Origin of the sequence: Priestia sp. TRN 1309 (assembly GCF_050846875.1) — a bacterium.
Classification (GTDB): Bacteria; Bacillota; Bacilli; order Bacillales; family Bacillaceae_H; genus Priestia; species Priestia zanthoxyli.
In genome coordinates this window covers 1,139,231-1,152,519 of sequence record NZ_JBOZGM010000001.1, presented here as the reverse complement: position 1 = coordinate 1,152,519, position 13,289 = coordinate 1,139,231, and the positions used below count along the sequence as shown (strand labels likewise).

Here is a 13,289-nt window from a genome sequence, read left to right as displayed (position 1 = left end):
TTTCATTCCTCCATTAGTTTTTTTTACTATACCCACTATTTCACTTGTTATTTCTTTTCCACAGCATGACCGCCAAACTCGTTTCGAAGCGCGGAAACTACCTTTCCTGTAAAGGTATCATCTTCAAGCGAGCGATAGCGCATCAGTAAAGACATCGCAATAACCGGCGTAGCTGTTTGAAGGTCTAGAGCCGTTTCGACCGTCCACTTCCCTTCACCAGAAGAGTTCATAACTCCTTTGATGTCATCTAGCTTAGCATCTTTAGAGAATGCATTTTCCGTTAATTCCATGAGCCATGAACGAATAACTGACCCGTTATTCCATACTCTCGCCACTTTTTCGTAATCATAGTCGAACTGGCTTTTTTCAAGAACTTCAAATCCTTCTCCGATTGCTGCCATCATGCCGTATTCAATGCCGTTATGAACCATTTTTAAAAAGTGGCCGCTCCCTGCCTCTCCAGCATATAGATATCCGTTTTCTACTGCTGTATCGCGGAAGATAGGTTCAACAATTTCCCACGCTTCACGATCTCCGCCAATCATATAGCAAGCTCCGTTACGAGCGCCTTCCATTCCGCCAGATGTGCCAACGTCCATAAAGTGGATTTTGTTTTCTTTTAACTCGTTATAGCGTCGAATAGACTCTTTGTAATGAGAGTTTCCGGCTTCAATAACGATATCTCCTTCAGCTAAAAGAGGCGTCACTTCACTAATAACAGAATCAACAACCGTATGAGGAACCATCAGCCATACAACTCTTGGTGTTTCGAGTGACTGAACAAGCTCCTGTAAGCTTGATACTCCTGAAGCACCGTACCCTTTCATTTGTTCAACTGCGTTTGAATTTACGTCAAATGCTACAACGTCATGACGCTGATCCAGTAAGTTTTGTCCTAAGTTAATCCCCATTTTCCCTAAACCAACTAATCCTACTTTCATGTGAACCGCTCCTTCTATTTATCTTTTTATCTTCTTGTTTAAGCCTTTAGTAATTCATTTGCCTGTGCCACTACGTTTTCTTCTGTAAATCCAAACAGCTTCATCACATCAGCTCCGGTTCCTGAAGCACCAAATGTGTCAACTGCTAAAACTTTTCCTTTTGGCCCTACAAAGCGTTCCCAGCCAAGTGAAATTCCCATTTCTAGAGAGATTCGTTTTGAAACAGATTCAGGCAAGACGCGTTCTTGATACTCTTTTGACTGCTTGTTAAACAGCTCCCAGCTAGGCATCGCTACAACTCGTACGGATGTACCTTCACGTTCTAGCTGAGCTTTTGCACTGACCGCTAGTGCTACTTCAGAACCTGTGGCGATGAAAATCATCTCCGGCTTATCGTTTGTTTCGGTTAATACGTAAGCACCTTTAGCTAGGTCGTTGATATTTTGTTTTGTTTCTTCAAATACAGGCAAGTTTTGACGGCTAAGTACTAAGGCTATAGGACCTTCCGCTTGCTGAAGCGCATAAGCCCAAGCGCTTGCTGTTTCGTTTGCATCAGACGGACGGATAACGGTAAGCCCTGGAATTGCACGAAGAGAAGCTAAATGTTCAACCGGCTCATGAGTTGGTCCATCTTCTCCTACTGCTATGGAATCATGAGTAAACACATATGTGACCGGCAGCTTTTGCAGTGCAGCTAAACGAATCGCTGGACGCAAGTAATCATTAAAAACAAAGAATGTGCTCACAAACGGCTTCACACCGCCGTGAAGGGCCATTCCATTACCGGCCGCTCCCATTGCATGTTCACGTACGCCGAAATAAATATTTCGATTACCGAAATATCCGGGTGCGTAAGGGCCTTCTTCTTTAATGTCCGTCATCGTGGAATGCGATAAATCAGCGCTGCCTCCAAAAATAGATGGCACAGATTTAGTGAAATAATTAATCGCTTCTCCGCTTGCAACACGCGTCGAAATCGCTTTTTCCGATGAGAATGTTAAAATATCATTCACTTCAATTAACGCTTCGCCCGTGATGGCACGTTCTAATTCATCAGCCAGCATAGCGTATTCTTTTTGGTAAGAAGCAAACAGTTCGTTCCACTCTGCTTCTGCTTTCATCCCTTTTTCTTCTAGCTTTTCAAAATGAGCTTTTACTTCTTCTGGAACATAGAAGTTTTCTTCCGTTTTCCAGCCGTAGGCTTGTTTTGTTGCTTTTGCTTCTTCTTCTCCAAGCGGATTGCCGTGTGCTTTATTTGTTCCCGCTACTTTTGGACTTCCGTAGCCAATAATTGTTCTCACTTCAATGAGCGTTGGCTGTTCCGTGTGCTGTTTCGCTTTTTCGATGGCGCTTGTGATTTCATCCACGTCATTTCCATCTTCTACACGTAAATACTGCCAGTTCGCAGATTCCGCTCTTTTTTGGATATTTTCGCTAAATGAAAGATTTAATTCCCCGTCTAACGAAATATCGTTGGAGTCATATAAAGCAATAAGTTTACCAAGCTTCATATGGCCAGCCATTGACATCGCTTCATAAGAAATGCCTTCCATTAAGTCACCATCGCCTACTAACGTATACGTATAGTGATCAATAACAGAGAAATTTGGTTTATTAAATTTTGCCGCTAAATGAGCTTCTGCCATTGCCATTCCGACTGCATTTGCAATTCCTTGACCTAAAGGACCTGTTGTTGCTTCTACGCCGTCCGTATGGCCAAATTCAGGATGACCCGGTGTTTTACTATTTAGCTTGCGGAAGCTTTTTAAATCTTCTACTGATACATTGTATCCGCTTAGATGCAGCATGCTATACAGCAAGCTTGAGCCATGACCGGCTGATAAGATAAAACGATCTCGGTTAAACCAGCTTGAATTTGCCGGATTATGCTGTAAGTGATTCGCCCATAGCGCATAGGTCATCGGAGCCGCTCCCATCGGAAGTCCAGGGTGTCCTGAATTAGCTGCGTTCACCGCGTCAATTGACAGGGTGCGAATCGTATTAACTGCGAGTGTATCTATGTTGGTACTCATGTGTCATCCTTCTTTCAATTTGTTTGTATTAAACTGGCTGTACTTCTCGTGATTGACTTGCTGTTTCTTCATCCAACCACCATTTAAAACCGTCTTTTTCTAAAAGCTCATTTGATGCGTCAGGGCCGTGTGAACCAGCAACATAGTTGTGAAGCGGCACTGTATTTTCCTGAAATGCTTCAAGAAGCGGCTGAACCCATTCCCAAGCTAGCTCTACTTCTTTCCAATGAGCAAAAAATGTAGAATCTCCGGCGCATGCATCTGCAATAAGGCGTTCATATGCTTCCGGTGCTCCTTCTTGCTGACCTGAAAAATTAATTTGTACAGGCTCAATATGACCATGATTAAATGGATTTTTGCTGTTTAACTGCAGCGTAATATTTTCGTGCGGGTTAATTTCAATGATCAACAGATTTGGAGATGTTGTTTCTCCTTTGTCTAAGTACAACTCTTTTAGCGAGTCTTTGAATTCAATAACAATTCGCGTCGCTTTTTCCGCCATTCTTTTCCCTGTACGAATGTAGAAAGGAACGCCGTTCCAAAGCGAATTATCGATATATAGTCTGGCTGCTAAAAACGTGTCCGTCTGAGAAGATGGTGATACACCGGGCTCATTTATGTAGCTCGGCACTGAAGCCCCGTTTATTTTTCCAGCCTCATATTGACCGCGAACAACGTCTAGATCCATATCTTCTTTTACAAGCGGACGAAGCGCTTTTAACACATTTATTTTTTCGTTTCGAATATCATCAGCGCTAATGCGGGCCGGTAAGTGCATAGCCGTCATCATCAGCATTTGCAGCATATGATTTTGAACCATATCTCGAATGGCTCCTGAATGGTCATAATAGCTTGCTCTTTCCTCTACGCCGACCGTTTCACTTGCTGTAATTTGTATATTCGCAATATGTTCGTTATTCCATAATGATTGAAGAATAGGATTAGCGAATTCCAGCGCTTCTAAATTTTGTACCATCGACTTGCCAAGGTAGTGGTCAATGCGGTAAATCTCTTCTTCTTTAAACGCTTTGCTTAAGTTTTCGTTTAATTGACGAGCTGACTGTAGATCATGGCCAAACGGTTTTTCAATAATTAACCGTTTCCAACCTTTTGTAGCACCTAAGCCACTGTCTTTAATATGCTCGGCAATCGTACCAAAAAATTCTGGTGCAACGGATAGATAAAACATTCGGTTGCTTGGAATGTTTCGTTCCTCTTCGCGTGCTTCTACTAGATTTAACAACTTTTTATAATCTTCAGCATTCGTTGCATCCAATGGGCTGTAGCGAAAAGCTGAAAGAAAATGCTGCATAAGAGATGAATCTTTTTCGACGCGACGTGAAAAAGTATGAATAGACTCTTTTACTTTTTCCTGAAAGTCAGCGTCGGACATCTCCCTTCTGCCTAGTCCTACAACAGAAATTGATTTAGGGATTTTCCCGTCTACAAATAAATTATAGAGTGCAGGATAAATTTTGCGTTTCGCTAAATCACCTGTTGAACCGAATAAAACAAAAGTCATCGCTTCCATATCTCTTCCTCCTGTTAGGAAAAATATAATCTTTAAAAAGTAACTTTTCTTTCATTCGTTACTTTATGTAACCTATCTTATTCCTGAAATATTTTTTCGTCAAGATATAAAACTCATAAAAAATCATTTCAATTTTCTTTTGTTCTTTAAACCCTATAGCCGCTTATCTTAGATAATTTATGGAAAAATAATGAAAATACTTTTTAGTTGAATTTAGAAAATAAATCTGCTTTAATGGATTTGATAGAATTGTATGAAAGTAAAAGCATACATAATGTTTGCATATGTACCAAGGGAAAATATCAAAAGGTGGAAGTAATATGGAAGCTCAGCTAATCAAGATGCCTGAAGATCTATCTGTTTTTCACATAGAAAAATCGTAGCTCAATCCAAAAGAGTCACCGGAAGTTGACCTCTTTTTTTGAGCTACACTCACACTTTAACTTTAATGCGTCACTGCGACAAGAAGCATAAGCATCATATAGAGGTTAAAAACAGCAAGTAAAACAAGAACGATATAGACTAGTTTTTTACCTATCTTACCTAAAAAGTAGACGTTGACTAACATAAAATACACGCCTGCTGCGCATAAAACGAACGTAAGAAACTCTTTACACTCGTTCAATGTCATTTGAAAATCTTGATTATAGTAAATTCGGAGATCTTTACTAATAGCGAACGGCACGGTCCACCACCTGATCAAAATTCCAATAAACATAAGTATCCCTATTGTGTTTAAAGTGGACTGAAGTGTTCTCCGCTGTTTCTTTCTCATATCCACATCCGTTTGTGCGGACCTTTTAAAGTTTGTTCGCATGTATTTCCCCCCATGATGTTTTTGCATACAGCAAAAAGGGTCATCAGCCATACACAGGTCTCTCCCCCGGCTATTTCTTACACCACCAAAAGGTGCGTAATGATCATCACGCAAGGCTTCAATGAAGCTACATTCTTTATCTATATTCACTTTATGCTGCATTTGATGCTTTCACAGCTTCTGAGCATACCAGCTTGTTTTTCGTTTCGTATTGAATTATATACATACACAAAAATAAGCCCTGGCTGATAGAGCCAAGGCTTGGTTCATGTTTTGATTAAGTTATACCCCACACATTGAAGAGCTTGTTGAATATTTTTCACGACTTTTAACTGTAAGTTTCTCAAATCATGATTTTTAGTTTGCTCTTTCGCAAATGTGGGGGTTACACCTGTTATAACTGCTTGAGCACCCATGAGCTGAAGTGCTGTAATCATTTTCAAGAAGAAATTCGGAAACTCTTTTTCTCTCAGAAGCAGCTTCGATAAATCAATGATAAAGTAATCTATTTCATTATGAGCTGCATCGTGAAGCACATCTGTCATAATCTGATCCGCACGCTCTTTATCAATAATACCTTGAAGAGAAAGAATCGAAACCCCCTCTGTAATCGGAATAATTGGGACGCTTAAAAATCCCATCTGATATCGTGTTTCATCCAGATCGATCATATGGGATAAGATACCTGCCATTGATTGTAAAAAAGCAATATCTTCTCCTGAAAATTCTTTTTCTTCCTTGTCCATTACACAGAGTGTTCCAAATACATTTCCTTTTAAATCTTTTAATGTAACACCTAAAAAACCTTTTACCTGCAATTGATCCGTTACTTCTAGCTGTCTTGTAACGGCATCCTTCATCAGATTTGCCGTATGCATAACGTCTCCGTCATTCATAATAATTAAGCGGCAGTATGTACCTCCGTATTCAACGCTGTATCCTTCAGGAATAATCTCTTCCTTCTCGTTATATGAGCTGAGGACCGTCATCGCTGTTTCTCCTCTTCTAGTTACGTACGTTGTGCTGACATTCAGCTGTTTGGTAATAACCTCAAATAATTTTCGCGAAACAGACCGCAGTGAATAAAAATGAGGAACTTTATTTTCTCCATCAACGTTCATTTAGTTACCTCCATCGCAACTATCATTCTCTCTGCCATAAGTGCATTCTTTCATAAAGATACGCACAGCTTGGCTATAACTTTTTTGTAGTATGAGAGAGGACAGCTATATTGCCTATTTTCTATCTTATACATACCAGATTTGACATATGACATGATTTCACATAAGAAAAACTTCTTCCGTTCATGAAGGAAGAAGTTTTAAATTATATAAAAATCTCACACGTCCCCATTTTCCCTCTATTCCCCATATTAGGATATATCAAACTAAACTGCCTAGTTCAATGACAACATAGCACAAAGGGTATTAGAGCTCCTGCTTCATCTTTTTGTTCCATTCTCTTCGCAGAATTCCCATTTTGACGCTATCAAAATATTCACCGTTTACGATACGTGCTTCTCTGATTCTTGCTTCTTCTTTCATACCTATTTTTGCCGCTGTTTTGATCATTCTGATATTGCCTGACCACGTAGACATGCCGAGTCTATGCAAAGGTGTAAACTCAAATAAAAAGTCGATCCACATTCCATAAGCTTCTGATCCATATCCTCCGCTCCAATAGTCTGAATCGTAAATGACAATTCCAGTTTCCATCCAGTTTGTACGTTTGTCCACCCAGTAACAGTTCACCGTTCCTACAGCTATTTCATCAATAATAACCGCAAGCATTCGGGGAACTGATGGATAAATCTCATACTCTTCTTCCCATGAATTCATATACTTTTCTTTCGTCAGCTTTCGATCTGGTATGTACGGAGCATTCCATTTTTTCGCTTCTTGTTTTTTCTCTTCGTATTTCCAGTAATAGAGCGTATTAACATCTTCCTGTGTCGCTTCTCTTAATAACACTTTTTCTCCTATTAATTTTATCATGAGAGGCATTACTCCTTGATTTATGAAATGGCTTATTAAATTTTAGAAACTTAAAGCGACTCTTAATACACGTTTATACAATCATAGCGTTAAATAATGAAGAAAAGGAGTAAATTTATAAAGAATAGTATTGCTACTGCCAATCAGCAGATGAAAATGAAAAGTAACTTATCCTGCTTTGCCTGTAAAACACCGAGACAATATATATGCTCCCGGTATTTTTTGTTTTTGCTCTATTTATTATTCGCGTTTTCCATAACTGCAAAATAGTTACCTTCACTGTCTGAAAAATTAAAGACTTTTCCTGAAGGCATCGATACAATTTCTCCCACCGTTACGCCTTTAGCAGTTAAATCTCTATATAATTCATCCACATTCTCCGTAAAAAACAGAAGCGAAGGTGTCCCGACATTTAATTCCGGCTGCATTTTTGCTATTAGCTGTTTGTTATGAAGGATAATGGTTGTTTCAGCACCCGCTACCGGCGCTAGCTCAATCCACTTCATGCCTTGTTCATTATTTTGTTCGGACATAACCTGAAATCCCATTTTTTCTGTCCAAAACTTTACCGCTTGATCTTGATCGTTTACATACACCATAATTTGACCGATTTTTTTAATCATTGCTTTCACTCCTTCGATATAGATGAAATAATTTCTTTTGCTACTGTATCTGCCGACTTTTCCTTTGTGTAAATTGTTTGCTTTGCCAGCAGCTCATTTGACGGATGCGTTACAAAATGTTTGTTAAGCTTAAAAACATCTTCATCATCCGTTATTTGCTGCAGTCTTTGATGTAATAGTTGTATGGACTCTTCTTTATCAGCACTGGGAAGCAATAAAAATAGAGACTGATAAGGTTTTAATATCTTTTCTACTTGCTGAAACAGTCCCATGTCTTCGTAGACCGAGTGACCGGCGCCAAAATCAATGACCGCATGTTTGTACTCTTCTAGTATTCTTTTAACGGCATAGGCTTCGAACGGCTTCCAATAGGCGTACATACCCTGAAACCCTTGTTTTTCTCGAATGTCCTGCTGTGTTTCTTTGCTGAAACCTATTTCCTCGTAGTAAGAAAATCGCACTTCGTCCATTGAGCACTGAGGAATACTTAGTTTTTGCGCTACTTTTTCACCAACCGTCGTTTTACCCGCGCATATAGGTCCAATGAGAATAATAGGGGGTTGCATAGGCTCTCTCCTTATTTCACTTCCAATACAAACGCGTACGATGCATCTCCATTAGATACATTTTTTTGACTTTCATCCATCCACCACACTGAATATGAGTAGTAGTACGTGCCTGATTCAGAAGGTGCTTTCAGCTTATTTTTCTTCAGTGGTATTTCCACTTCATGGCTGTTTTGTATTTGTGCCATATGCTTTTCGTTGGGCTGCCGCTTATACTTGATAACAAGCGATAGCGATTCATTTGCTTTTACTTTAATCGGCTGTTCTGTTTTTAACAATTCTAAAGGGCCTGCTTTATCCACACACGTGTTTTTCCAGCAGTAAGTGCCAACTTTTGTGTCATAAAGACGATTGCTTGCTTCAAGATACGCTTTTGGCGGAGATTCTTCAAGAACTCCACTGCTTGAACACCCGGAAAAGCTTGCTATAATAAGTCCAAACGCAGTCACTTTCCATGTTCTCATCCTTTCATCACCTTTTTACTATTTCTTCACGGTTCGTTTATTTCCTCCTTCTTACTTTCTCCCTTTTTAAATGACGTTACATATGCCAATCGTTTCATTTTCGCTACACGCTTTTCACGAAAACGGAATATGAATAACTAACTGACTTACTAACAAAGGAGTGAGCGTATAGAGGTGCCGAATCGAGATAATAAATATGCACACAACGAAGAACAAGAAAGTACGTCTCCATCTCTTAATTTTATACCGTAAAAAAGTGCTGCTCTTGTCAAGAGCAGCACTTTTTTTAAACTTGCACGCTAGTTGATTCTGCTAATTTCCCATCTTCCATCCACACAACGCGGTCACATAAATCCAACATTCTTTGGTCATGGGTAACCATTACAGCCGCTTTTCCCCTTAGCTTTACTTCATCTGCGAGCATTTGCACGACCGCTCTTCCTCGCTCTGAATCCAAGCTTGCCGTAGGCTCGTCTGCAAAGATAATTTCAGGGTTATTCATCCACGCTCTTGCAATCGCTACCCGCTGACGTTCTCCTCCGGATAGACTTTCAGGATAGTGATGCTTTCGATGGGCAAGCCCGAGCTTTTCAAGCAAATCATCCGCTCTTTTTTTTGCTTCTTGATTTCGATTTCCTTCTAGTTCCGTGACAAGAAGAAGCTGATCGCGAACCGTTAAATACGGGATTAAATTAGCTGATTGAAAGATAAAGCCGATTTTCTTGAGACGAATGCTGTTCATTTGTGATGGAGACATTTTATTAATCTCGTCTCCGTCAATAATTACACGTCCGCTAGACGGTGAAAGCAGCGCCCCTGCAATGGATAAAAACGTACTTTTCCCAGAACCAGAAGGCCCGACTATAGCCACAAGCTCTCCCGCTTTTACACGCAGCGATAGGTCATTTAACACGACTACAGCGTTTTCTCCGTCTCCAAACGACTTGCTAACATTCTCTAAAACTAATTTTTCTTCACTCATTAAACAGCCCTCCCAATCGCTTCAACCGCATCTACTTTTGCTACGCGATACAGCGATAATAATGAACTCAGTACAGAAACAGCTACAAACAGCGCTGAACACCCTGCGATTAGCGATACGTCTAAGTGAAACGGCATCGAATCCGGCAATACGGCTGCTACTCCGTACGTCAGTCCAATACTAATAGCGAGACTGCATAAAGTTAACACAACTACTTGAGATAAAATTGTTCGCGCTAAATAGCTTGTTTTTGCTCCTATCGCTTTTAACACGCCAAACTGATTCATTTTTTGAAGCGTCATCACGTAGAAGAAAACGGCTAGCACAAAAGCGCCAATGATAAACAAAAATGCGACCATCATTAAAAGCGAGCCTTGTTCTTCTTGATAACCTGGAATTCCTTTTAACGCTTCATCTTTACTAATCACGTCAATGTCAGACTCCTTTTTTTGAAGAACATGTGCTTTTTTATCGTTCATGTTTAACACCACTGCATTAAACGCACCTGTGTTTTCAATTGTTTTCCACTCTTTAAGATTAATATGAATAACAGGCGCGTGACTAAACGACTGATTTTTTGTAAAACCAACAATTCTAAAGCTTTTTCCTGAAGCTGTATCTTTTATCGTATCACCTAGCTTTACTCCTTCTTCTTTTAGCGAAGAGTCCGCCACGGCTTCATGTTTTGCATCGTCCGTAATCATCTTCCCTTCTGTTACGTTCGGAGCTAAAAAGCCGCTTGTGCTTATAGCAAAAAACGAGGCGTCTATTTTTTTCGCTTTTCCATCATTTATAACGGCTGTCATCATCACACCAAGCGGCTCAGCTTTTTTCTTGCCGCTTAGTTGTTGAATATCTTCTGTTTTGTTTATGGATAAAACAGAGCGCGTCAGGCGCTGATCCGCTTCTTTTTGAAGCACAACGTAATTTCCTTTCATTTCTTGAACAGCTGAAGCATTGTCAGAGGAAAGCCCCTTTGCTAAGCCCGATACAAAAAGTACAAGCCATACAATTAACACCATAATCACGCCAATGAGTAAGTAGCGCAGCTTCGCATGTTTTAATTCACGTAAAGCCAAAAACATCTTTCTTTCATCTCCTTTTTTCATTCTATTTAAAGTATAAAAACAGAAAATGAATGGAAGATGAACGGCTCATTACATTTTCGGAAGATAGACGTGAAAAGTGCTGCCTTTTCCTTTTTCGCTTTCAACGTGAATGGAACCTCCGTGCATGTCGACGATTTGCTTCACAATCGCTAAACCAAGACCGCTGCTTCCTTCCGTCCGGCTTCTTGCTTTATCTTCCTTATAAAAACGATTAAAAATATGCGGTAGGCTTTCTTTTGACATGCCGATTCCCGTATCTTGAAACTCCACGTGGCAATACGTATCTTCCATACCAACGCGAAGAGACAGCGTTCCTCCTTCTTCGGTGAACTTTACGCTGTTAGTAATCAAATTTGTCCACACTTGATGAAGCAGTTTTTGATCGCCTGAAATTATCGTTGAAGGAAGATCTATTTCAATGGCTAATTCTTTTTCACGCCAGCTCCACTCCGTCATAAACAGCACTTGCTTGATTTGAGTTGCAACGTCAAACGTTCTTCTTTCGATATGCTCACTTTCTTTATCAAGTGAAGCAAGCGTAAGCAGCTGTTTGCTGAGGGACGACATGCGCCGGCTTTCTTCTTCAATAATAGACAGATACTCATTTCTTTGTTCATCTGAAAGGTCAGCAGAACGGAGCGTTTTCGAAAACCCTTGAATGGACGCCAGCGGAGACTGAATTTCATGTGACACGTTCGATACAAATTCTTGGCGCATCTCTTCAAGCTGCTCTAAACTTTTAGCCATTTCGGAAAAATGTGAAGCAAGCGCGCCGATTTCGTCTCGGCGCTTTACGTAAAGCTCAACGTTGTATTTTCCTTTCGCCACTTGCTTTGTTGCTTCCGTTAGCTTGACGATTGGTTTTACTAAATAACGGGTGCTAATAAGTACAAACAAAATACTTAATACAATCATCAGCAGTAAAATGACCGAGAAAAAAATGCGCATTTCCCCGAACTGCAGCTGAATATCAGGGCGAATAAACAGCGCTTGCTGCTTGTTACCCTCTCCTTTTAACGGCACGCCGATGGTATTAGCTAACACATTATCAAAAAACCCCGTCACAAACACCTGTGAAGGAAAGTTTGCAATTCCGTGATACATTTTGCCTTCTAACACTTGTTTGACAGCACTCTTTTCTAAGCGCTGGTTTCTAAACTCTCGTCCGTAAAACGTCTCATGTCCAGTGCTGTCCACTACATATATTTGATAGCCAAGTTTACTAATATGCTGTAAATAAGACTGTTGATCTACGCCTCTATTGCTTTCGTAAAAGCTCGCAATGTCTTTTGCCATACGCGTAAGCTTTTGATCGTTATAAGGTTTTAAGCTGTACTGATAATAAACGTTCGCCACAATAAACGCGAGGAGACTGCTAAATACCATCACAGCAATGGTTGTCAGGACAATCCGCAAATAGAGCGTCTTCATTTTGCCGTCACCTCAAGCTTATAGCCGACGCCTCGAACCGTCGTAATGACAAAATCATCGGTATGTTCAAACCGCTCGCGCAGCCTTTTTACGTGTACATCGATTGTACGGTTATCTCCGTTAAAATCCGCTCCCCATATCAGATGAATTAATTCTTCTCTTGTGAAAATTCTTCCTGGATAGCTCGCGAGCTGAGCTAATAATTCAAATTCTTTCATTGGAAGAATGAACAGTCGTCCGCTGCAGTGCACTTCATAGCTTTTTCGGTCAATAGAGGTGCTGTTCAGCACGATCATCTTTTCATTTACCACTTCGTATCGGCGAAGCAGTGCTTTGATTCGGAAAATCAATTCTTTTGGTTCAAACGGCTTTGTCACATAGTCATCCGTTCCTGCTAAAAAACCTTTTTCTTTGTCTTCGAGCTGATCTTTTGCTGTTAATAAAATAATGGGAAAATCATAGTAGCTGCGTATTTCTTCGCAAACTTCATATCCGTCTTTATGAGGCATCATAATATCGACAACCGCTAAATGAATGTGCTGCTTAGCAAGCAGACCCGAAGCTTCTTCCCCGTCTTTTGCTTCATGCACCATATAGCCTTCAAGCTGCAAATAGTGACGAACCAATTGCCGCATATGCTCATCGTCATCCGCCAGTAAAATGTGAATCATTTCTTCTGCCACTCCTTTTATCAACCATTCAAAATGGCGGCCTTTTGGCCGCCATCATTTATTCTTTCAGTATCTATCTGTTTACTAGTGTAACCAAACGCCGTAGTCCTATTGCGTTTTTATTAGG

At 40.3% G+C, this 13,289-nt stretch carries 13 protein-coding genes; all 13 read right to left on the bottom strand.

The window, feature by feature from the left end; translation table 11 throughout:
• Positions 1-47 precede the first annotated feature (47 nt).
• Positions 48-941 carry a phosphogluconate dehydrogenase (NAD(+)-dependent, decarboxylating) gene (gene gnd / locus ACRPLQ_RS06295; protein WP_047750468.1) on the bottom strand — a complete coding sequence of 298 codons (894 nt, stop codon included), beginning with the start codon at positions 939-941 and terminating at the stop codon, positions 48-50.
• 38 nt (positions 942-979) lie between these two features.
• On the bottom strand, positions 980-2,974 hold the full coding sequence (gene tkt, locus ACRPLQ_RS06290; protein WP_432235805.1) for a transketolase: 1,995 nt from the start codon (positions 2,972-2,974) through the stop codon (positions 980-982).
• Positions 2,975-3,002: 28 nt separating this feature from the next.
• Positions 3,003-4,505, bottom strand: a complete 1,503-nt coding sequence (zwf, locus tag ACRPLQ_RS06285) for a glucose-6-phosphate dehydrogenase (protein WP_432235804.1) — start codon at positions 4,503-4,505, stop codon at positions 3,003-3,005.
• 445 nt (positions 4,506-4,950) lie between these two features.
• Complete coding sequence (locus tag ACRPLQ_RS06280; protein ID WP_034328210.1) at positions 4,951-5,322, bottom strand: hypothetical protein; 372 nt, start codon at positions 5,320-5,322, stop codon at positions 4,951-4,953.
• Positions 5,323-5,588: 266 nt separating this feature from the next.
• A complete protein-coding gene (locus tag ACRPLQ_RS06275) occupies positions 5,589-6,443 on the bottom strand; it encodes a GAF domain-containing protein (RefSeq protein WP_432235803.1) in 855 nt (284 codons plus the stop codon).
• A gap of 306 nt (positions 6,444-6,749) precedes the next feature.
• Positions 6,750-7,316, bottom strand: coding sequence for a GNAT family N-acetyltransferase (locus ACRPLQ_RS06270; RefSeq protein WP_028414508.1), 567 nt, complete (start codon positions 7,314-7,316; stop codon positions 6,750-6,752).
• A 233-nt stretch (positions 7,317-7,549) separates the two neighbouring features.
• Complete coding sequence (locus tag ACRPLQ_RS06265) at positions 7,550-7,939, bottom strand: VOC family protein (protein ID WP_028414509.1); 390 nt, start codon at positions 7,937-7,939, stop codon at positions 7,550-7,552.
• 5 nt (positions 7,940-7,944) lie between these two features.
• Positions 7,945-8,505: a shikimate kinase gene (locus ACRPLQ_RS06260; protein WP_028414510.1), complete on the bottom strand. Its 561-nt coding sequence runs from the start codon at positions 8,503-8,505 to the stop codon at positions 7,945-7,947.
• A gap of 11 nt (positions 8,506-8,516) precedes the next feature.
• Entirely contained in the window at positions 8,517-8,969 is a 453-nt protein-coding gene (locus ACRPLQ_RS06255) for a hypothetical protein (protein WP_432235802.1), read from the bottom strand.
• Between the two features lie 286 nt (positions 8,970-9,255).
• The gene (locus ACRPLQ_RS06250; RefSeq protein WP_098627552.1) at positions 9,256-9,951 is read right to left on the bottom strand and encodes an ABC transporter ATP-binding protein; all 696 of its coding nucleotides are present in this window, start codon (positions 9,949-9,951) and stop codon (positions 9,256-9,258) included.
• Positions 9,951-11,036, bottom strand: a complete 1,086-nt coding sequence (locus ACRPLQ_RS06245; protein WP_165636473.1) for an ABC transporter permease — start codon at positions 11,034-11,036, stop codon at positions 9,951-9,953. Before ACRPLQ_RS06245 ends, ACRPLQ_RS06250 begins: the two co-directional genes overlap by 1 nt.
• Before the next feature lie 72 nt (positions 11,037-11,108).
• Positions 11,109-12,491 (bottom strand): sensor histidine kinase, encoded by a 1,383-nt coding sequence (locus ACRPLQ_RS06240; protein ID WP_155007919.1) that lies wholly within the window; start codon positions 12,489-12,491, stop codon positions 11,109-11,111.
• Complete coding sequence (locus ACRPLQ_RS06235) at positions 12,488-13,162, bottom strand: response regulator transcription factor (RefSeq protein WP_028414515.1); 675 nt, start codon at positions 13,160-13,162, stop codon at positions 12,488-12,490. The genes ACRPLQ_RS06240 and ACRPLQ_RS06235 overlap by 4 nt, the downstream gene beginning before the upstream one ends.
• Positions 13,163-13,289 lie beyond the last annotated feature (127 nt).

Coding starts and splice junctions, on each gene's coding strand:
- ACRPLQ_RS06265 (WP_028414509.1), bottom strand. CDS start 7,939: ATGATTAAAAAAATCGGTCAAATTATGGTGTATGTAAACGATCAAGAT.
- ACRPLQ_RS06270 (WP_028414508.1), bottom strand. CDS start 7,316: ATGATAAAATTAATAGGAGAAAAAGTGTTATTAAGAGAAGCGACACAG.
- ACRPLQ_RS06245 (WP_165636473.1), bottom strand. CDS start 11,036: ATGTTTTTGGCTTTACGTGAATTAAAACATGCGAAGCTGCGCTACTTA.
- zwf (WP_432235804.1), bottom strand. CDS start 4,505: ATGGAAGCGATGACTTTTGTTTTATTCGGTTCAACAGGTGATTTAGCG.
- gnd (WP_047750468.1), bottom strand. CDS start 941: ATGAAAGTAGGATTAGTTGGTTTAGGGAAAATGGGGATTAACTTAGGA.
- ACRPLQ_RS06275 (WP_432235803.1), bottom strand. CDS start 6,443: ATGAACGTTGATGGAGAAAATAAAGTTCCTCATTTTTATTCACTGCGG.
- ACRPLQ_RS06255 (WP_432235802.1), bottom strand. CDS start 8,969: ATGAGAACATGGAAAGTGACTGCGTTTGGACTTATTATAGCAAGCTTT.
- ACRPLQ_RS06240 (WP_155007919.1), bottom strand. CDS start 12,491: ATGAAGACGCTCTATTTGCGGATTGTCCTGACAACCATTGCTGTGATG.
- tkt (WP_432235805.1), bottom strand. CDS start 2,974: ATGAGTACCAACATAGATACACTCGCAGTTAATACGATTCGCACCCTG.
- ACRPLQ_RS06235 (WP_028414515.1), bottom strand. CDS start 13,162: ATGATTCACATTTTACTGGCGGATGACGATGAGCATATGCGGCAATTG.
- ACRPLQ_RS06250 (WP_098627552.1), bottom strand. CDS start 9,951: ATGAGTGAAGAAAAATTAGTTTTAGAGAATGTTAGCAAGTCGTTTGGA.
- ACRPLQ_RS06260 (WP_028414510.1), bottom strand. CDS start 8,505: ATGCAACCCCCTATTATTCTCATTGGACCTATATGCGCGGGTAAAACG.
- ACRPLQ_RS06280 (WP_034328210.1), bottom strand. CDS start 5,322: ATGCGAACAAACTTTAAAAGGTCCGCACAAACGGATGTGGATATGAGA.